Origin of the sequence: Hyalangium versicolor, from assembly GCF_020103695.1 — a bacterium.
GTDB classification, from domain to species: Bacteria; Myxococcota; Myxococcia; order Myxococcales; family Myxococcaceae; genus Hyalangium; species Hyalangium versicolor.
This window is the reverse complement of sequence record NZ_JAHXBF010000007.1, coordinates 167,570-189,912: the sequence shown is the minus strand read 5'-3', so window position 1 is coordinate 189,912 and position 22,343 is coordinate 167,570. Positions and strand designations below refer to the sequence as shown.

Genomic DNA, 22,343 nt, shown 5'->3' with positions numbered 1-22,343 from the left:
GACTCCTATGCGAAGTTCTGGACGCCGAGCGCTGGGGGAGGAGACACCAGCTTGCCGGCTTCGAGCCTGAGGATGCGATCGGCGATGTGGAAGTAGCGATCGTCGTGGGTGATCACGAGCACCGTCTTGCCCTGGCTCTTCAGCTCGGGCAGGAGTTCCTCGTAGAAGACCGCCTTGAAGGTCGGATCCTGATCCGCGGCCCACTCGTCGAAGACATAGATGGGCCGGTCCTCGATGTAAGAGGCCAGCAGCGCCAGCCGCTTGCGCTGACCCTGTGAGAGGCTGGTCGTGGAGAACCGGCCCTGGGTGATGCGCACCTTGCGGTCGAGGTGGAGCCGGGTCAGGTAGCCCTGGATGCGCGCCAGCGTCTCGGGATCCGACGGGGCGCCGAGCAGGCTCTCGAAGAGGTGGAAGTCCGAGAAGACAGCCGAGAAGTACTGGCGGTACTCCTCGCGGTTCTCGTGGGCGATGAGCTTGCCGTTGAGGCGGAGCTCTCCCCCCTCGGGGGCATAGAGGCCGGTGATGAGCTTGGCGAGCGTCGTCTTGCCGCTGCCATTGCCGCCAATCAAGAAGACGAGCTCTCCTTGGCGCAGGGAGAGATCGATAGGCCCCAGGGTGAAGCGATCGTCTTCCTGCTCGCGGTGATACGCGTGGGTGACGGCGTTCAGGGAGAGGTGCTGGAACGCCGGAGTGGCCTCCCCGGCTGGGAGGAGGTGTGGCCCGGCGGGCTCGGTGGCGGGTGCCAGCCCCAGCGATTGAATCCTCCGCAGGGCCACCCCTCCCTGGTTCAGCGCTGGGAGCGCTTCGAGGATGCCCGCCAGCGGCTGCTGCAGGTAGAGGATCGCGAAGACATAGCCGGTCAGGACGCGCACGCTCTGTTGGCTGAAGTGGGGCAGGACGAAGAGCACCAGCCCGATGAGCAGGAAGAAGAGGAACAGGCCCCAACTCGAGGTGGCGCCGTAGATGTCGTGGGTGCGGACGGTGAAGCGGCGCAGATCATCCGCCGTGGGATCCAGGCACTCGGCCAGGAAGGCCTTGCGCCGCGACTGGTTGAGCCCCAGCTCCTTGGCGCCCTCGGTGAGCGAGCGGATGTACTTGAACAGATCATCCTCTCTCGCGCGGGCTCGCTCGGAGACGCGGACCGCGCTCTGGGTGGGGAGCCAGTAGCTGAGGACTCCCAGCGTCCCGAAGGCGAGCAGGGCGAGGAAGGCGGACCACGAGAGCCATGCCAGGTAGACGAGGCAGCCCACCGCGCTGGTGAGGCTGATGAAGAACGAGGGGAAGAGGCGGAGCCCCTCGCCGAGAGCGAAGATGTCCGCTGTCAGCGTCGCCTGCAGGCGCGGGGTCCCCACCTCTTCGAGGATGCGCAGGGGGGTTGCCAGGATGCGGCGGCTCAGGTGCCGTCGCAGGTTGAAGATCGCTCCCTGCTGAAGCCGACTCAGCAGGCTCATGAAGGCGATCCGCGTCAGCAACGAGAAGAGCGCGACCGCGGCGAACAGGTAGCCCGTGGAGGTGAAGTCTCGGCTGAGGGTGTCGCTGATGAGCCAGATCAGCCCCGCTCCGCACGCTCCTGAGACGACGCCCAGGAGCAGTGACAGGATCGCGGTGCGCCTGGAGCTCGAGATGAGCCGCAGCAGCTCTTTCATGCCGATGCCTTCGTCTTCGCGGGGAGGAGGTTCTGCTCAGGCAGCCCGGGAGCGAGCTCCAAGACCGGCTCCGTGGACCAGTGGGGCAGCTTCTCCAGGGTGGCGCGCAGGGCTTCGAGCATGATCTGGATGGTCTCCGGCTCGAAGCGAGCGCTCTGGTAGGCGATGTGGAGGAAGAGCTCCGACTGCGGGAGCACCGTGAGCATCAGCGGGAACGTGAGCCGCATCACCGTGGCGTGGAAGTCCCGGACGTCCAGGCCGCTGGAGGTGCGCATGTGCTCGACGAGCCGGGCCGCGCCGTCCGCCTGGGCCTGGGAGATCGCCTCCTTCGAGGAGGCTTGCGTCTCGCGCGTCCCCTCCAGAGGGAAGTTCTCGACGACCAGCACGCTCTCGAACAGCGAGGAGCCCTCGGGCAGCTCGCTCCACCCATGGAGCCGGGAGGTGTCGACGTGCTCATACTGGCGCAGCTCGATCTGCTGCGCCTGGATGGACTGGAGCCACGTCAGCAGGTCCATGTTGCCGGGCAGGGCGATGCGTATCGGGAGCGAGGTGGTGAAGAGGCCGATCATCCGCTCCACGCCGGGCAGCTCCGCGGGACGGCCGGAGGACACGGCGCCGAAGAGGACCTCCTGCGTGCCGGCGTGACGGCCCAGCAGCAGGGCCCAGGCCGCCTGGATGAGCGTGTTGAGCGTCAGTTGGTGCCGCCGGGCGTAGGACTGCAGCGACGCCGTGGCCTCTTCCGAGAGGCAGAGGCTCTGGTCGCCCATGACCGGCTGTCCCTGGGAATAATGGCCCGGCCCCTTGTCTCCGGGCACGGGAGTGGGCTCCGTCAGGCCTTGGAGTGTCTTTCTCCACCACGCCTCGAGCTCCGCCTGGTTCTGCTTCCGGATCCAGGCGATGTACTCGCGGAAGGGCGCGCTCGGCTTCAGACGCGGCGGCTGGCCGCTGACGAGCGCCTTGTATGCGGAGAAGACGTCCTGGAAGAGCACGCTCATGGACCACCCGTCCAACGTGACGTGATGGTGCGTCCAGACGATCTGGTAGACGTGCTCCTTCAGGCGCAGCACGGCCACGCGCATGAGCGGAGCGCGGGACAGGTTGAAGCCGTGATCGTAGTCCTCTCGGAGGAACGCCTCGAACTTCGCCTGTTGCTCCTGCGGCGGCAGGCCGCGCCAGTCGTGCTCCTGCCAGGGCATCGTGGGCTGCGGGTAGACGACCTGGTGCAGCTCCTTGAAACCCTCCGCGGCGATGCCGGTGCGCAGGGCGGGGTGATGCTCGACCACCGCCGTCCAGGCCACTCGGAAGGCGGAGAGATCCAGCGGCGAGTAGCAGCGCCAGTGCGATTGCACCAGGTAGACGGTGGAGGTGCGATCCAGGATCGTCTCGTAGCTCATCTCCCGCTGCATGGAAGTCAGGGGATAGATGTCCTCGATGGCGGCGCCCGGGGGGAACATGTGATCGAGCTCGGGCTGCGTGACGCGGGCCAGCGGGAAGTCCAAGGGGATGTAGCGAGAGGCGTCCAAGGACTTGCGCTGGGTGATGAGCTCGCGGAGCGCGTCGAGGAATTGGTTCGCGAGAGTCTCGATGGTCTCGCGTGAGTGGAGGTTCTCGCTGTAGGTCCAGGACAGGCGCAGCTGGCTGCCCTCCGCGTTGCGCACGACGATGCCATCAATCACGAGGACGTGATTGCGGTTGCCGCGCGTGGAGTGCGCAGGCCCGGTGGGCTCCTGGGTGAAGCCGAAGAGGGCATCGGCTTCGGCGCCGGTGGTGGCCTGGCCCAGGTAGTTGAAGGCGATCTGGACGGGGGGCAGGGCACGCAGATCCTGAGCGGACTCATTCTGGCAGAGGTAGCGCAGCACTCCGTAGCCCAGGCCCAGGTTGGGCACGCGCCGCAGGGTGTCGCGCACCGAGCGCAAGGCCTGAGCCGGCGAGGCGTTCTGGGCCAGATCCAGGCGCACGGGGTAGACGCTGGTGAACCAGCCCGCGGTGCGAGACAGGTCGACCTCTGGGAAGAGGGTTGTACGGCCGTGGGACTCCAGGTCGACCCAGAGGGAGTCTGCATCGGCCCATGGCAGAACGCTCTGAGCCAGAGCGGTGAGCAGCACGTCGTTGATCTGAGCGTGGTAGGCGGAGGGGACCTCCTGAAGCAGGAGCTTGGTGTCCTCAGGCTCGAGAGAGACGGAGACGGTGCGCTCGGAGTCCAGGGAGTTGGGACCGCCCTTGCCGTCAGTGGGAAGAGGCTGGTGCTGGCGAGGAGTGAGCCAGTGTGGCAGCTCCTGGAGCAGAGCGTCTGACTGAGCGTAGTTGGAGAGGTGCTGAGCCCAGGACTTGAAGGAGGTGGTCTTGGGGGCAAGGGAGGGGGGCTGTCCCTGGAGCAACTGGCTGTAGAGAGAGCTGAGGTCCTCCAGGAGGATGCGCCAGGAGACGCCATCGACGGCGGCGTGATGGATGACGATGAGCAGGCGGGCTTCGAGCTGAGGTCCGCGGTTGAAGAGAGCGGCGCGCAGCAGGGGCCCGTCAGTCAGGGAGAGGCTGGACTGGAGGCGGGAGGCGATGGGTTCGATGTCCTGCGTGTCGAAGGACTGGAGGACGGAGGGGTGCTCAATGCCGGAGAGCTCCTGGTGCCACTGTCCGTCGGAGCGGGAGAAGCGCAGGCGCAGAGCATCATGGTGAACCAGCAGGAGCTGGAAGGCCTTCTCGAGCAGCTCCGGCTGTAGGGGCTGGAGGACCCTGAGCATGACGGACTGGTTGTAGTGGTGAGGCTCAGGCAACTGCTGCTCGAAGAACCAGTGCTGGATGGGCGTGAGGGCCACGGGGCCCTGCACCACTCCCTGCTCGTCCCGCGTGGATGCCTCGCTCGCTGCCACCTCGGCGAGCGCCGAGATGGTGTGGTGATCGAACAGTTGCTTGGGCGTCAGGTGGATGCCCGCCTGTCGCGCCTGCGCAATCACCTGGATGCTGATGATCGAGTCGCCACCCAGCTCGAAGAAGTCGTCATCGATGCCGACCCGGTCCACGTGGAGCAAACGGGTCCAGATCTCCGCGAGCCGCCGCTCCGTCGAGTTGCGAGGAGCGGTGAAGGCCTTCGCCAGCGAGGAGCGGGTGCCATCGGGGGCTGGCAGCGCCTTGCGGTCCACCTTGCCGTTGGGCGTCAGGGGGAAGGCGTCCAGCGCCACGAAGATGGAGGGCACCATGTAGTCGGGCAGCCGCTCCTTGAGGAAGGCGCGCAGCGCGTCCGTCTCCAACGTCTCTCCCGACTGCGGGACGGCGTAGGCCACCAGACGCTTCTCGCCCGGCACGTCCTCCCGGATGATGGCGACGGCCTCGCCCACCGTCGGGAAGAGCCCCAGCACGCTCTCGATTTCGCCCAGCTCAATGCGGAAGCCGCGCAGCTTCACCTGGTGGTCGATGCGGCCCAGGCAGTCGATGCGGCCATCCGGCAGGTATCGCGCGATGTCTCCCGATCTGTAGAGGCGCGCACCCGGTGTCTTGCTGAAGGGGTTGGGGATGAAGCGCTCGGCCGTGAGATCCGGGCGCCGCCAGTAGCCGCGCCCCAGCTGGATGCCGCCGATGAACAGCTCGCCCGGCACGCCCACAGGGGTGGGCTGCAGGTTCTCATCGAGGATGTAGAGCTCGGTGTTCGCGATAGGCCGGCCAATGGAGATGTTGCCCGTGATGGGATCGTCCGGGGACACCTCGTGGATGCAGCAGCCGACGACGGTCTCGGTCGGACCGTACTCGTTGATCAGCCGCGAGGCCGGAGCGTGCTTGCGCCAGAAGGCCGCCGTGTCCGCCGTGAGGGCCTCGCCGCCGATAATGAAGGCGCGCGTGCGGCCCGCGGCCGAGGTGGCGTCCAACTGCTGCGAGAGCAGACGCAGGTGGCTGGGCGTGAGCTTGACCAGGCTGAAGTTGTGGGCCTTGCGCAGCGCCTCGCCCAGGCTCTCCGCCTTCAAGTCATCCGCCACGAGGATGGCCGGCTTACCCACCATCAGCGGAGCCAGGAGGCTGGTGACGGTGAGATCGAAGGCCACCGAGGAGTGCACGGGCGAGCCCGTCCCCTCATCGATGCGGTATGCGCGGGTGCACCAGCTCAGGTAGTTGACCAGGCCTCGGTGGGGGAGCATGGCCCCCTTGGGGCGTCCCGTGGAGCCCGACGTGTAGATGACGTACGCCAGGTTGTCTGGGAGCGAGTGGACCGGAGGATTGGTCTCCGGCTGGCGCGCGATGTGGGGCCAGTCGGAGTCCAGGCAGACGAGCTGCTCGCCTCGGGAGGGCAGGTTCTCCGCGATCGAGTCCTGGCTGACCAGGACGGGGATGGCGGCGTCCTCCAACATGAATGCCAGACGCTCGATGGGGTAGGACGGATCCAGCGGGACATAGGCACCCCCCGCCTTGAGGATGCCGATCATCCCGACCACCAGATCTCCCGTGCGCTCCATGCAGAGGCCCACGCGTGTATCCGGACCCACCCCGAGCTGGCGCAGGTGGTGGGCGAGCTGATTGGCGCGGCGATTGAGCTCGCGGAAGCTCCACTGTGTCTGTCCGAAGACGACCGCGATGGCATCCGGGGTGCGCGCCGCCTGCTGCTCGAAGAGCTGCTGCGCGCACAACTCCTCGGGGAAGGCCGCCTGGGTGTTGTTCCACTCCACCAGGATCTGGTGACGCTCCTCCGGCGACAGCAGCGAGATGTCATCGAGCCGCTGGGTGGGCCGCGCCACCATGTTCTCCAGCAGGGTGCGCAGGTTGCCCAGGAGCCGCTGGATGGTGTCCGCGTCGAAGCGGGACACGTGGTACGAGAGCCGCAGCGAGAGTTCCTTCTGCGGGACGACCGTGAAGACGAGCGGGAAGGTGACTCCCTCGTTCACCTGAACGTCCTGGACGTCCAACCCCGCGGACAGCTCCTTGACGGAGGCATCCAGGGGGTAGTTCTCGAAGACGAGGAGGCTGTCGAACAGCGACGCGCTGCGAGGCGCCTCGCTCCAGCCCTGGATCCGGACCAGCGGGGTGTATTCGAACTGCTGCTGCTCGGCCTGCTGCAACTGGAGGGCCTGGAGCCACGGCAGCAGCTCCGTTCCCCGCGGCAGGCGGACGCGCACGGGCAGCGAGTTGATGAACAACCCCATCATCGACTCGACGCCCGGCAGATCCGTGGGGCGTCCCGAGACGGTGCCGCCGAACATCACATCCCGCTCACCGCTGTAGCGGCTGAGCAGCAGCGCCCACGCGCCCTGGATCAGGGTGTTGATCGTGAGCTGGTGCTGCCGCGCGAAGTTCTGGATCCGCGCCGTCGCGGCCGCGGAGAACTGGAAGGACCGCTCGTGGGTGCCCTTGGCCGCGCTCGCCTCATGGCTGGGGCGCTCGCCCGGCAGCGGGGTGGGCGAGGTGAAGCCACGCAGGGCTTGTCTCCACCAGGCCTCCGCGCGGCTCAGGTCCTGCCGCTGGAGCCAGGAGAGGTACTCGCGGTAGGCCGGCTTCCGCTCCAAGTGCGGCTGCTTGCCACTGGCGAGCGCTTTGTACGCGTCGAAGAAGTCCTTGAAGAGCAGGCCCACGGACCAGCCGTCCAGGATGGCGTGATGGTGCGTCCAGACGATCTGGTAGACGTTCTCCTCCAGGCGCAGCACGGCCATGCGCATGAGCGGAGCGCGAGACAGATCGAAGCCGCGATCGAAGTCCTCCCGGAGGAAGGCGTCGAGCTGCTCCTGCTGCTCGTCCGGCGCCAGGTCACGCAGATCGCGCTCCTGCCACGGGAGCGTGCTGCGGGAGTGGACGATCTGAACCGACTCGGTGATGCCATCCCAGCGCAGCGAGGTGCGCAGGATGGGGTGGTGCTCCACGAGCGCATCCCAGGCTCCCCGGAAGGCGGTGGGGTTCAACAGCGAGTGCACCCGCCAGCGAGACTGGACCAGGTAGACGCTGGAGTTGGGATCGAGCAGCGTGTGGAAGAGCAACCCCTGCTGCATGGGCGTCAGGGGGTAGATGTCATCGATCGCGGAGCCCGGGGGCAGGATGTGATCGATCTCGGGCTGCGTGAGGCGAGCCAGCGGGAAGTCCGAGGGGGTGTAGCGGCCGGCATCCAGGGACTTGCGGTGGGCGATGATCTGGCGCAGAGCGGCCAGATACTGGTTCGCGAGTGTCTCGATGGTCTCGTGTGAGTGGAGGTTCTCGCTGTAGGTCCAGGACAGGCGCAGCTGGCTGCCCTCCGCGTTGCGCACGACGATGCCATTGATGGCGATGACGTGGGTGCGGTTGCCTCGGGCGGAGTAGGTGGGGCCCGTGGGCTCCTGGGTGAAGCCGAAGAGGGCGTCTGCTTCGGCGCCGGTGGTGGCCTGGCCCAGGTAGTTGAAGGCGATCTGGACGGGGGGCAGGGCGCGCAGGGGCTGAGCGGCGTCGTGCTGGCAGAGGTAGCGCAGCACTCCGTAACCCAGGCCCAGGTTGGGCACGCGCCGCAGGGTGTCGCGCACCGAGCGCAGGGCCTGACCCGGTGAAGCGCTCTGAGGCAGCTCCAGGCGCACGGGGTAGACGCTGGTGAACCAGCCCGCGGTGCGTGAGAGGTCGACCTCTGGGAAGAGCGTTGTACGGCCGTGGGATTCCAGGTCGACCCAGAGCCTTTCCGAGCGAGCCCAGGGAAGAACGCTCTGAGCCAGAGCAGTGAGCAGCACGTCGTTGATCTGAGCGTGGTAGGCGGAGGGGACTTCCTGAAGCAGGAGCTTGGTGTCCTCAGGCTCAAGGGAGACGGAGACAGTGCGCTCGGAGTCCAGGGAGTTGGGTCCGCCCTTGCCGTCAGTGGGAAGAGGCTGGTGCTGGCGAGGAGTGAGCCAGTGTGGCAGCTCCTGGAGCAGGGCGTCTGACTGAGCGTAGGTGGAGAGGTGCTGAGCCCAGGACTTGAAAGAGGTGGTCTTGGGGGCGAGGGAGGGAGGCTGTCCCTGGAGCAACTGGCTGTAGAGAGAGCTGAGGTCCTCCAGGAGGATGCGCCAGGAGACGCCATCGACGGCGGCGTGATGGATGACGATGAGCAGGCGGGCTTCGAGCTGAGGCCCGCGGTTGAAGAGAGCCGCGCGCAGCAGGGGTCCGTCGGTCAGGGACAGGCTGGACTGGAGGCGGGAAGCGATGGGTTCGATGTCCTGCGTGTCGAAGGACTGGAGGACAGAGGGGTGCTCGATGCCGGAGAGCTCCTGGTGCCACTGCCCGTCGGAGCGGGAGAAGCGCAGGCGGAGGGCATCATGGTGAACCAGCAGGAGCTGGAAGGCCTTCTCGAGCAGCTCCGGCTGTAGAGGCTGGAGGACCCTGAGCATGACGGACTGGTTGTAGTGGTGAGGCTCAGGCAACTGCTGCTCGAAGAACCAGTGCTGGATGGGCGTGAGGGCCACGGGGCCCTGCACCACTCCCTGCTCGTCCTGGGTGACTCCCTGGAACGCCGCCACTGAAGCCAGTCCCGAGATCGTCTGATGCTGGAACATCTGCTTCGGCGTCAGGTGGATGCCCACCTGACGGGCGCGAGCGATCACCTGGATGCTGATGATCGAGTCGCCACCCATGTCGAAGAAGTTGTCGTGAATGCCAACACGACTCACGCCGAGCAGACCCGCCCAGATGTCCGCGAGCTTCTGTTCCGTCGGGTTGCGAGGAGCGATGAAGTTCTTCGCCAGCGCCGGGCGATCGCCGTCCGGAGCGGGGAGCGCCTTGCGATCGAGCTTCCCGTTGGGAGTGAGGGGGAGAGCGTCGAGGGTGACGAAGACGGCGGGGACCATGTAGTCCGGCAGCCGGTTCTTGAGGGATTCACGGACGGAGGCAACGTCGATGGTCTCGTCCGGAGAGGCGACCAGGTAGGCGACGAGCCTGCGAGGCGAGCCCGGGTCTTCGCGGACGACAGCGACGGCTTCGCGAACGGAGTCCGCGGCGAGCAGAGCCGACTCGACTTCTCCCAGCTCGATGCGGAAGCCGCGCAGCTTGACCTGATCGTCAGCGCGACCCAGGTACTCGATCTGGCCATCAGCCAGGAAGCGGACCCTGTCGCCCGTGCGGTAGAGGCGAGCACCGGGAGAGGAGCTGAAGGGGTGTGGGATGAACTTCTCGGCGGTGAGCTCGGGCCTGCCGTGGTAGCCGCGAGCGATGCCGGGGCTCTCGACGAACAGCTCGCCAGGGATGCCGATGGGGGCGGGCTGAAGGGCCGAGTCGAGGACGAAGGTGCGGACGTTGTCCCAGGGCTTGCCGATGGTGATGCGCTCCGGGGAGACGGAGCCGCGGGTGATGGTGGCGCAGACGGTGATTTCGGTGGGTCCGTAGGCGTTGAGCAGGGTGCGTCCGTTGGACCAGCGTCGAGCCAGCTCCGGAGGGCAGGCCTCGCCCGCGGAGATGATGGTCTCCAGCAGAGGCAGGCCCTCGGGCTCGAGCTGAGCCAGCACAGAGGGGGTGAGCGTCACGGCGGTGATGCGCTGGCTCTCCAGGAGCGACTTCAGCGGAGCGCCGGGCATCATCTCGTCCCGGGTGCTCATGACGAGGCAAGCGCCCGCCATGAGGGTGGAGAAGACTTCGCAGACGGAAGCGTCGAAGCTCGCGGCGGCGAACTGGAGCACGCGGCTGTGAGGCTTGAAGCCGTGGAACTTGGCGGCGGCCAGAGCGGTGTTGCACAGGCCGTGGTGCTGGAGCAGGGTGCCCTTGGGCAGGCCGGTGGAGCCCGAGGTGTAGATGACGTAGGCCAGGTTGTGTGCCGTCACCTGGGTGACGGGGTTGTTCTCGGGCAGAGAGGCAATCTGAGGCCAGTCGGTGTCCAGGCACACCAGCTGTTCGCCCTGAGAGGGCAGCTCATCGGCCAGGGCGTCCTGGGTGACGAGGACCGCCATGGCCGAGTCGCGCATCATGAAGGCCAGGCGCTCCTGGGGATAGGCGGCATCCAGGGGGATGTAGGCGCCCCCGGCCTTGAGGATGCCGAGGATGCCGACGACCATGTCCAGTGAGCGCTCGAGGCACAGGCCAACCTTGACCTCTGGGCCAACGCCGAGCCGGCGCAGGTAGTGTGCCAGCTGGTTGGCACGTCGGTTGAGCTCGCGGTAGCTCCACTGGGAGTCACCGAAGGCGACGGCCGGAGCATCGGGAGACTTCTCGACCTGGCGCTCGAAGAGGTGGTGGATGCAGGCGTCGGCCGGGAAGTCGGCGCGGGTGTCGTTCCACTGCTGCAGCAGCTGCTCGCGCTCCGACGCCGGCAGCAGGGCCACGTTGGAGATGCGCTGCGCGGGATCCGCGATCACGTTCTCCAGAACGGTGCGCAGGTGTCCCAGCATGCGGACGATGGTGTCCCTGTCGAACAGATCGGTGCTGTACTCGCAGAGGCACAGCAGTCCTCGGGACGTCTCGCGCACGGAGAGCGTGAGGTAGAGCTTGGAGGTGCCGGTGTCATTTCCCTGCGAATGCAGCACCAGCCCGGGGAGCTTCAGCTCGTAGTCCGCGTTGTACTCGAAGGAGATCTTGACCTGGCAGATCGGCGCGTGGCCCAGGCCGCGCTCCGGGTTCAGCGCCTTGACGAGCTCCTCGAAGGGCACATCCTGGTGGGCGTACGCATCCAGCGTCACGTCGCGCACCTGGCCGAGGAGCTCCCGGAAGGCCGGATCCCCGGACAGGTTGCTGCGCAGCACGAGCTGGTTGACGAAGAAGCCGATCAGCCTCTCGGTCGCCGCGTGGTTGCGGTGGGCGACATCCGTCCCCATGACGATGTCCGTCTGGCCCGAGTAGCGGTGCAGCAGCAGCTTGAAGCCCGCCAGCAGGGTCATGAAGGGCGTGACGCCCTCCTTGCGGCTGAAGGCCAGCAGCCCGTCGGAGAGGCTCTTGGGGTACAGCACCGTCTCCTGGGCGCCGCGGGTGGAGCGCACCGCTGGCAGCGGGCGATCCGTCGGCAACTCCAGCGTCGAGGGGATGCCTTCGAGCTTCTGCTTCCAGTAGGTCAGCTGCTTGTCGAGCACCTCGCCGCGCAGCCACTCCTGCTGCCACACGGAGTAGTCCGCGTACTGGATGGGCAGCTCGGGCAGCAGGGGCGTGTTACCCGCGGAGAGGGCTTCGTAGAGCGCCGCCAGCTCCTGGATGAGGATGCCCACGGACCAGCCGTCACACACGATGTGGTGCAGCGTCAGCAGGAGCACCTGCTCCTGGGGCGCGAGGCGCAGAAGCGTGAGCCTCAGCAACGGCCCGCGCGAGAGATCGAACGGCAGCACAGCCTCGCTCGCCGTCAGCCGCTTCACCTCTTCCTCCCGCTCGACTTCCGCCAGCCCCTGGAGATCGATCTCCCTCAGGGTGGGCGTATTCGCGCCCGAGATCACCTGGAAGGGACCGCTCTCGTCCGACGGGAACACGGTCCTCAACGTCTCGTGACGGCTCATGAGCTCGCTGAAGCTGCGCACCAGGACCTTCTCCTGGAGTGTGCCCTTCATCCGCAGGCTCACCGGGACGTTGAAGAGCGGTGTTCCTGGATCCATCTGATCCAGGAACCACAGTCGCTGCTGCGCGAAGGACAGAGGCAGCCGATCGGTGCGGGTGACGGGCCGCAGCTCAGGGGCCTTCAGGCCCTGCTTCTCCTCGAGGAGGGCCTCGACGGCATGGGCCAGCTTCTCGACGGTGGGCGCGTCGAAGAGCGTGGCGAGCGGGACTTCGGCGTGGAAGAGCTCGCGCATGCGCGAGGTGACCTGGGTGGCGAGAAGCGAGTGGCCGCCCAGCTCGAAGAAGTTGTCGTGCGCTCCCACGCGCTCCAGGCCCAGCACGTCGGCCCAGATGTCGGCCACCATCTCCTCCATGTCGTTGCGAGGAGCGATGAAGTGCTTCTCCTGCTCCAGGATGCTTGCGTCGGGAGCGGGGAGAGCCTTGCGGTCGAGCTTCCCGTTGGGAGTGAGGGGCAGGGAATCGAGGGTGACGAAGAAGGCCGGGACCATGTAGTCCGGCAGCCGGTTCTTGAGGGAGTCGCGCAGGGAGGCGACATCAATGGAGTCGCCCGGAGAGGCGACCAGGTAGGCCACGAGCCTGCGAGGAGTGCCCGGGTCCTCACGGATGACGGCAGCGGCTTCGCGAACGGAGTCCGCGGCGAGCAGAGCCGACTCGACTTCGCCCAACTCGATGCGGAAGCCGCGCAGCTTCACCTGGGAGTCAACGCGTCCGAGGTATTCGATCTGTCCGTCAGCGAGGAAGCGAGCCCTGTCGCCCGTGCGGTAGAGGCGAGCACCGGGAGAGGAGCTGAAGGGGTGGGGGATGAACTTCTCGGCGGTGAGCTCGGGCCTGCCGTGGTAGCCGCGAGCGATGCCGGGGCTCTCGACGAACAGCTCGCCGTGGATCCCGATGGGAGAGGGCTGGAAGGCCGAGTCGAGGATGAAGGTGCGGACGTTGTCCCAGGGCTTGCCGATGGTGATGCGCTCTGGCGAGACGGAGCCGCGGGTGATGGTGGCGCAGACGGTGATTTCGGTGGGTCCGTAGGCGTTGAGCAGGGTGCGGCCGTTGGACCAGCGTCGAGCCAGCTCCGGAGGGCAGGCCTCGCCCGCGGAGATGATGGTCTCCAGCAGGGGGAGGCCGTTGGGCTCGAGCTGAGCGAGGACGGACGGAGTGAGAGTCACGGCGGTGATGCGCTGGCTCTCGAGCAGGGTCCTCAGAGGCATGTCCGGCAGCAACTGCTCGCGAGGCGCCATGACGAGGCAAGCGCCCGCCATGAGGGTGGAGAAGACTTCGCAGACGGAAGCGTCAAAGCTGGCGGCGGCGAACTGGAGCACGCGGCTGTGAGGCTTGAAGCCGTGGAACTTGGCGGCAGCCAGAGCGGTGTTGCACAGGCCGTGGTGCTGGAGCAGGGTGCCCTTGGGAAGGCCGGTGGAACCCGAGGTGTAGATGATGTAGGCGAGGTTCTGCGGGGTCACGCGGGTGCTGGGGTTGTGCTCGGGCTGGCTGGCAATCGAGTCCCAGTCACTGTCGAGGCAGACGAGCTGCTCGCCCTGTGAGGGCAGCTCATCGGCCAGGGCCTCCAGGGTGACGAGCACGGCCATGGCCGAGTCGCGCATCATGAAGGCCAGGCGCTCCTGGGGATAGGCGGCATCCAGCGGGATGTAGGCGCCACCCGCCTTGAGGATGCCGAGGATGCCGACGACCATGTCGAGGGAGCGCTCGACGCACAGGCCGACTTTGACTTCGGGTCCGACGCCGAGAAGGCGCAGGTGGTGGGCTAGCTGGTTGGCGCGTCGGTTGAGCTCGCGGTAGCTCCACTGGGCGTCCTCGAAGGCGACGGCCGGAGCATCGGGAGTCTTGTCGACCTGGCGCTCGAACAGCTGGTGGATGCAGGCGTCGGCCGGGAAGTCGGCGCGGGTGTCATTCCACTGCTGCAGCAGCTGCTCGCGCTCCGGCACCGGCACCAAGGCAAGCTCGGAGATGCGCTGCGTGGGGTCGCGAACGATGGACTCCAGCAACGTCTGCAGGTGCGCGCTCATCCGCGAGATGGTGGCCGGCTCGAAGAGCTCGGTGCTGTAGACCCACCAGCTTCGCAGCCCCTCGGGCATGTCCCAGAGCTCGAGTCGCAGCTCGAACTGGCCCGTGCCGCTGTCTCCCTCCAGCCCCGCCAGCTTCAAGCCTGGCAATGACAGCTGGGGCATGGGGTTGTTCTGCATCGTCAGCGCCACCTGGAACAGCGGAGAGCGGCTGAGGTTGCGCGTCGGCTGCAGCTCGTGGAGCAGGTACTCGAAGGGGATGTCCTGGTGAGCGTAGGCTCCCAGCATCACCTGGCGCACCCGGCCGAGCAGCTCTCGGAAGGACGGGTTGCCCGAGAGATCCGTCCTCAACACCAGGGTGTTGAGGATGGGCCCGATCAAGCCCTCCAGTTCCTTGCGGTTGCGGCTGGTGATCGGCGCGCCGACGCTGAGATCGGTCTGTCCCGAGTAGCGCGAGAGCAGCACCTTGAGCGCCGCCAGCAGGGTCATGAAGAGCGTGGAGCCCTCCTGATCGCTCAGGCGCCGGAGCGCCGCCGCCAACGATGGAGACAGATCGATGGGCTGCCGGGCTCCGCGATGGCCCGGCACGTTCGGGCGAGGGTGATCCGTGGGCAGATCCAGGGCCTCGGGGGCGTCCGCCAGCCGCTTCTTCCAGTAGGCCAGCTGTTCCTGGATCCAGTCGCCGCGCAGCTCCTGCCGCTCCCAGGCTGCGTAGTCGGAGTACTGGAAGGGCAGCTCCGGCAGGCCGGAGGGCTGCTGCGAGAGGCGGGAGGTATAGAGCGCGCCCAGCTCATCGACGATTACGGTCATCATCGACCAGCCGTCCGAGATGACGTGGTGCATCGCCATGACGAGGATGTGCTCGTTCTCGGCGAGGCGCAGCAGGGTGAGCCGGATCAGCGGTCCCTGGGTGAGATCATACGGCCGCCTCGGCTCCTCCTGGGTGTACTTGCGCAGCTCGGCCTCTCGCTCCTGGGCAGAGAGTCGCGAGAGATCGATGACGGGGATGGAGACGGGGACGACCGGCCCCACCCGCTGTACCGGGTGGCCTTTCACCACGGGGAAGGTGGTGCGCAGCACCTCGTGGCGCCGGATCACCTCGGTGAAGCTCCACTCGAGGGCCTCGCGGTTCAGCGCGCCCTCCAGGTTGAGGATGCCCGCGAGGTTGGCCGCGGGGCTGAGGGGCTCCAGCTGATGGAGGACCCAGAAGCGCTCCTGCGCGTAGGACAGGGCCACCTCCTCGCCATCCGCCTGCCGGCGCACCGGCAGGCTCTGCGCCTTCTGGGGCGCCTGGGCCGGAGCGGAGTCCAGCAGCGCGAGCAGCGAGGCCGCCAACTGCGCGGGGCTGGGACCGCCAATCAGTTCCGCGATGGGCAACGACAGCCCCAGGCGGCTCTGGACGCGGTTCTTCAGCTCGAGCGCCATGATCGAGTCGAAGCCCATGGTGTTGAGGGGCTGGGAGAACTCGAGCTGCTCTGGAGCCAGTCCGAGCACGCTGGCCAGCTCGCCGCGGATGAAGCCCTCCAACATGCGCTGTCGGCCCGCGGCGTCCTGGGCGAGCAGCTCGCTGCGCAGAGACAGATCCTGCGGCTTCGAGGCAACCTGGCGGGCTGGATCGGTGGCCAGATCCTCCATGAGCGAGAAGAAGGGCCGCGCCCCTCGCGTCTCGAAGAGGGGCCGCAGCACGGACCACTTCACCTCCATCACCGCTGTCTGGGCGGAGCCCGAGGCGAGCAGGGGGCCCATGGCGCTCATCGCCTGATCCGGGGCCATGGGGTGGACGCCGCGGCGGACGAGCTGCCGGGTGCGTTCCGAGTCCGCTGCCATACCGGCCTCGGCCAGGGGACCCCAGTTGATGCTCAGGCCGTGCAGGCCCACCGCCTTGCGCTCGTGCGAGAGCGCATCGAGGAAGGCGTTCGCCGCCGAGTAGGCCGCCTGGCCGGGCAGGCCCAGGAGCGAAGCGGCGGAGGAGAAGGACACGAAGAAGTCCAGGGGCTGGGCTCGCAGCACGCGGTGGAGCACCCAGCCGCCCAGGACCTTGGGCCTCATCACTTGATCGAGCGAGTCCGGCTCGAGCTGGAGCAGAGGCTGCTCCTGATCCCCGAGCACGCCCGCGGCGTGGATGACGCCGCGGATCTCCGGCCACTCATCCTGGAACTGGCTCAGGTAGGCGGACAGGCCTGCCTCGTCCGCCACGTCGACGGACGCCACGTGCACGCTGACGCCCTGGGACTCGAGCTGGCGGATGGTGCGGATACGCTGAGCGAGGGCTTCGTCCCGCTGCGCCTCATTCCACTTCGAGCGCGGCGGGAGCTTCGTGCGGCCCATGAGGATCAGCCGGCGTGCTCCGCTGTCCACGAGCCACCGGGCGATGCTCGGGCCCGCTCCGCCCAGGCCGCCCGTCACGAGATAGGTGGCGTCCGGACGCAGGCGCGGTGCCGCCTTCTCGGGCGCGGCGAGTTCCCGCCTGCGCACCAGCCGCGAGGCGTAGGCCTGACCGCCGCGAAGCGCGAGCAGATCCTCGGCGCTCAGCGAGCCCAGAGCCTGCGCAAGCTGCGCGCCGGCGGCTCGCGGCTCGGCGCCGGGATCCAGATCCACCATGCCACCCCACAGCTCCGGATGCTCAGAGGCCAGGGTGCGGCCCAGGCCCCAGAGCGTCGCCTGGGCGACGGCCACGCGCGGAGTGCCCTCTCCCACGGGCTGGGCGCCACGCGTCATCAGCCACAGCCGGCAGGTGCTCCCCGCCGGCCTGCGCGCGAGCTCCCGCAGCAGCCGGAGCACAGGCACGCAGCCCGACTCCAGCGCCGCGCGGAGTGCCTGCGCGTCGTCCTTCTCGGGCAACACGCCATCGAGGCTCCGGAAATAGAGCACTCGAAGCTCGGCGCGGCCTTCCTCCTGGAAGCTCTGCGCGAGCGCGGAGGCCGGATCCTCGTCCGGAGAGACGGTACGCACCCGCTCCCCCTGGCTCTTCAGGGCCTCGGCGAGAGCCAGGCCCGCGCCCTGGCGATCCGAGAGGATGAGCCAGCGGGAGCCCGAGCTGTTCCGCGGGCTGCTGGAGAGGGGCACGGACTGCCACTGGGCCTCGTACAGCCAGGTGGCCTCGGCCTGGGGAGCGACGTCGGCTGCCTCGGGCAGAGCCCGTGCGGCCCGGGCCTTCGGAACATCCAGCCAGTAACGCTCGTGCTGCCACGGGTAGGTGGGCAGCGCGGCATCCTCCCCGCGAACGGGGTACAGGGTGCTCCACTTCACCTCTCGGCCCTGCGCGTAGAGCGCGCCGAGCGAGCCGCGCAGGACGGTGACGTCGTCCTCGCCACGGCGCAGCGAGGGCAGCACCAGCCCGGGGCGGTTCTGGTTCCGGAGGATCTGCGCGATGTCCGCCGCGAGCACCGGGTGCGGGCCCACCTCGACGAACAGCTCGTGGCCCTCGGCGATGAGCGAGCCCAGCGCGCCGGCGAAGCTCACCGGCTCGCGCAGCTGGCGTGCCCAGTAGCTCGCGGTGAGCTCGGGGCCCTGGAGTGTCTGGCCGGTGACCGTCGAGATCATCCGCAGCGAGGTGGAGCCAGGGCGCAGCTCCGCCAGGGCCTGCTCCAGCTCCGCGCGCAGCGGCTCCATCTGCGGGCTGTGGAACGCGTAATCCACCGGCAGCAGGCGCGTGGGGATCTTCCGCTGCTCCAGCGTGGAGAGCAGCTCCGTCAACGCCGCGGTCTCCCCCGAGAGCACGGTGGCGCCAGGGCTGTTCTGGGCCGCGATCGAGATCCGATCCTCGTACCCCTTCAGGAGCCGCGCCGCCTCCTCCAGCGGCAGCTCCACGAGCGCCATCTTCCCCTTGCCGGTCGCCCGCTGCATCAGCCGGCTGCGGTGGTACACGAGGTGGATGGCCTGCGGCAGCGAGAGCGCTCCCGCCACATGGGCCGCGGCGATCTCACCCACGCTGTGTCCGACGACGGCATCTGGCTCGATACCCCACGAGCGCCAGAGCGCGGCGAGCCCCACCTGAAGGGCGAACAACGCCGGCTGGGCGACCTCCGTGTGAGACAGGCGCGAGCGGGCTTCCTCCGCCTCGAACTCCTCGAGCAGCGAGCTCCCCATCAGCGGGCGCAGCAGCGCATCACACTGCTGGATGGCGTCCCGGAAGACGGGCTCCTGCGCCAGGAGGGCGCGCGCCATGCCCCAGCGCTGCGAGCCTTGCCCCGCGAAGGCGAAGACGACGCGGGACCTGGCGCCAGCGGTGAGCTGCCCCACTCGCAGGCCCAGCCCGCCGTTGCCGGAAAGCAGGGCCTGGGCATGCGCCTGGAACTCCGAGGCGTTGCGGCCCAGCAGCGCCAGCCGGTGCGGCAGGTGGCTGCGTCGCAGGCTGGCCGTGCGGCAGATCTCCTCGAGGGACGGCCCGTGGCCCGCCTCCGCCTGGGAGATGAAGTCCAGGTGCTGACGGACCTGGGCCTGCAAGGCCTCGGGACCGCGGGCCGACAGTGGCAGCACCCACGGGGCGGAATCCGGCACCGGCTTGAGGGCGCGCCCCCGCTGCGGAGAGGACTCCAGCACCACGTGGGCATTGGTCCCCCCGAAGCCAAAGGCACTCACTCCTGCGAAGACCGGCTCGGAGGAGGTCGCCAGCCGCTCCAGGCGATCCTGGACCCGCAGGGGCTGCTCGGACAGACGGAGGTGGGGATTGGGGGTCTGGAAGTGAAGGGAGGCAGGCAGGGCGTTGTTGCGCAGCGAGAGCGCCACCTTCATGAGCCCGGCGATGCCCGCCGCGCTCTCCAGGTGGCCGATGTTGCTCTTCACGGAGCCGATCGCGCACAGCTCACCCGGCGCACGATCCGTGGCGAGCACCGCCCCCAGGGCATGCACCTCGATGGGATCGCCCAGCGCGGTGCCGGTGCCATGCGCCTCCACGTACCGCACCCGGCCCGGCGACACGCCCGCGTTGCGGTAGGCCTCGCGGAGCACCGCCTCCTGCGCCACCCGGTTCGGCGCGGTCAGGCCGTTGGAGCGCCCGTCCTGGTTGACGGCGCTGCCGCGGATCACCGCGTAGATGGTGTCTCCGTCCGCCTGCGCGCGCGACAGCGGTTTCAAGATGACGACGCCGGCTCCCTCCGAGCGCACGTAGCCGTCGGCGCGCGCGTCAAACGGCTTGCACCGTCCGTCGGGCGCCATGAAGCCCGCCTTGCTGAAGTTGACGGTGATCTGCGGCGCGAGCAGGGCGTTCACGCCTCCCGCGATGGCCACCGTCGACTCGCCCGAGCGCAGGCTGCGGCAGGCCAGGTGCACGGCGACCAGGGACGAGGAGCACGCGGTGTCCACCGCGATGCTCGGCCCCCGCAGATCCAGGGTGTAGGACAGGCGGTTGGCGGCGATGCTCAGCGCGCTGCCCGTGCCCGCGTAGGCGTCCGACAGCTCCGAGCCCGACATCTGGAGGATGCCGTAGTCGCTCGTCGAGATGCCGATGAACACCCCGGCCTTCGTCCCCGCCAGGTGCTCGGCGGGGAGCCCTGCGTTCTCGAGCGCCTCCCAGGTGACCTCCAGCAGCAGCCGCTGCTGGGGATCCATGCGCGAGGCCTCGCGGGGAGAGATGCCGAAGAAGCCCCGGTCGAACTGGTCCAGTCGCTCCACGAAGCCGCCCCACCGCGTGGTCATCTTCCCGGGCTTCGTGGGATCGGGATCATACAGCTCGCGCAGATCCCACCTGTCCGCGGGCACTTCCTGGATGGCGTCCTTGCCCTCCTCGAGCAGCTTCCAGAAGGCGTCCACTCCCGACGCCTGGGGGAAGCGGCAGCCCATGCCGACGATGGCGATGGGCTCATCCTTGGGCGGCGCCGCGCGGACTCCGCGGGCCTCGGGCGGGGGGGCCTGCGTGGCCAGGTGGCGCGCCAGGCCGCTGATCGTCGGGTAGTCCCACAGCAGCGTGGCCGGGAGCTGGCGTCCGGTGAACCGCTCCAGATCTCCGGCAATACGGACCGCCGTCGTGGAGTCCACGCCGTACATGACGAACGGCTGGTCCGGATCGATGGTGGAGGCGGCGACTCCGCCCGTGGAGGCCAGGGCCTCGATCAGCCACTGCCGCAGGGTGCGCTCCTCGAGGCCGGCGGGCTGTGAAGGCTGCGAGGGCTGCGAGGGCTGTGAGGGCTGCGCGATGGGCTCGGGGGGCGGCACGCTCGCGGCGCGCCAGACCTTCAGCGTCTCCAGGCTCTCCTCCAGGAAAGCCTTCTTGGTGGCGCGGCGCTGGATCTTCCCGCTCGTTGTCTTGTGAATGGCGCCCGGGGGCAGCAGCACGAGGGCATGAGGCTGCACCTCGTGCGACTCGACCACCGCCCGCCGGAGGGTGCTCATCACCTCATCCAGATCCACGCTCTGGCGCGTGTCCACCTCCTGGACGATGACCAGCCGCTCCTCCCCCTCGACTTCCACCGAGAACGCCGCCGAGCACCCGATGCGCATGGCCGGGTGGCTCTGGACAACAGTGGCCTCGATGTCCTGGGGGTAGTGGTTGCGCCCGCGGATGATGATGAGGTCCTTGTGGCGCCCCACGATGAACAGCTCATGGTCCTGCTCGAAGGCGAGATCTCCAGTGCGCAGGAAGGGGCCTTCTCCCGTCGGGACGATGCGCGCCTGGAAGATCTCCTTCGTTGTCTCCTCCCGGTTCCAGTAACCCTGGGCGGAGCTGGGGCTGTTGAGCCAGACCTCTCCAATGCGTCCGGGGGGGCACCGCTCCAGCGTGACGGGATCGACGATGGCGATCTCGTGCTCGGGCATCTTCATGAAGCCGGAGCTCACCAGCACGCGCGCGCCGGGCTGCTCGGGCGCGGCGGGGATTCCCTGGCCCTGCTCCAACCCCGCGGAGTTGACGACGCGGTGCACGGGCGCGGTGCCATAGGGCTTGTTGGCCACCAGCAGCGTGGCCTCCGCCAGGCCGTAGCACGGCAGGAATGCATCCGGACGGAAGCCGACGGGGCCGAACAGCTGCGAGAAGCGCTCGAGCGTCTTCGGGTTGATGGGCTCCGCGCCGGAGAAGGCGACATCCCAGCTGCTGAGATCCAACTGCTGGCGCGTCTCCGCGGAGATCTTCTTCACGCAGAGATCGAAGCCAAAGTTGGGCCCGCCCGCGTGGGTTCCCTTGAAGCGGGTGATGGCCTCCAGCCACAGCTGGGGCTGCTTCAGGAAGTCCAGGGGCGACATCAGCACCGCCAGGCATCCCGAGAACATCGGCACGAGGATCATGCCGATGAGCCCCATGTCGTGGTAGGCCGGCAGCCAGCTCACCGCGACCGACTCCGCGCTGAAGTGGAAGTACTTGTGGGCCAGCGCCAGGTTGTGCAGCAGGTTGCCGTGGCTCAGCATCACGCCCTTCGGTACTCCCGTGGAGCCCGAGGTGTACTGGAGGACCGCCAGCGTGCTGGATTCCGCCGCGGGCTGCTTCCAGCTCTCCTCCAGGCCGGGCTCCATCGCGTCCGTGGCCACCCACTTGAGCTCCTTCAGGTCCGGCGCCTGCTCCTGAAGGAACTCCGCCATCCCGGCGATGAAGGAGGTGGTCAACACCACCGTGGCCTGCGAGTCCTGGATGATGGCGCGCAGCCGGGGGAGCGTTCGCGCCAGGCGCGACGGATCAGGCGGATACGCGGGGACGGCGATCAGCCCTCCGTAGAGCGAGCCGAAGAGCCCCACGATGAAGTCCGCGCCAGGCGGATAGAGCAGAACCGCGCGCTCGCCCTCCGAGGCCACCTGGCGGAGCGACGCTCCAATGGCGCGAGCCTTCTGATCCAACTCGGCATACGTGAGATGGGTCTCTTCCGTCCCCATATCCCCCAGGAACGTATAGGCACGTCGATCAGGCGTCTCCGTGGCTCGCGTGCGCAGAAGGTGAATGAGAGTCGAACTCTGGTAGCCAAAGGGGGAATTCATGATGGTGGATGCCAGGAGAGTGCTCGGTGATCTCGTAGGGGCCGGCACGAGAGGGAATGCGGTGGTGAATGTGAAGCGCGCGAAGACCGTAATCGCACTTAACAGTTTTTACTAGGCAACTCGCGCGAAGCTTGGATGTCGCTGAAATGTTGCTTTCTGGGCGAAAGCGGCCAGTCTGGCCCCCCGATCGCTTGACTTTCCAGGCGATACAGGGGGGACAAATTTCACGGCGACTCGGGCTTCATCGAGGTCTCCCATCGCATCGCGATGGAGATCCAGGAGGCCTTCGAACCGGATTCTGGGATCACTCTCTGATGATGCTCTGGGAGTTCAGGAGGATCTGTCCGGGAGGCTCTAT

At 68.0% G+C, this 22,343-nt stretch carries 2 protein-coding genes; both read right to left on the bottom strand.

The annotated features are described in order from the left end of the window. Positions 1–5: 5 nt before the first annotated feature. Positions 6–1,646 (bottom strand): cyclic peptide export ABC transporter, encoded by a 1,641-nt coding sequence (locus KY501_RS16550; RefSeq protein WP_224364087.1) that lies wholly within the window; start codon positions 1,644–1,646, stop codon positions 6–8. Beyond that, positions 1,643–21,985 (bottom strand): non-ribosomal peptide synthase/polyketide synthase, encoded by a 20,343-nt coding sequence (locus KY501_RS16545; RefSeq protein ID WP_224364086.1) that lies wholly within the window; start codon positions 21,983–21,985, stop codon positions 1,643–1,645. Before KY501_RS16545 ends, KY501_RS16550 begins: the two co-directional genes overlap by 4 nt. Positions 21,986–22,343 lie beyond the last annotated feature (358 nt).

What these genes read in the sequence shown, in the direction of transcription:
- KY501_RS16545 (WP_224364086.1), bottom strand. Translation starts at nt 21,985, where the DNA reads ATGAATTCCCCCTTTGGCTACCAGAGTTCGACTCTCATTCACCTTCTG.
- KY501_RS16550 (WP_224364087.1), bottom strand. Translation starts at nt 1,646, where the DNA reads ATGAAAGAGCTGCTGCGGCTCATCTCGAGCTCCAGGCGCACCGCGATC.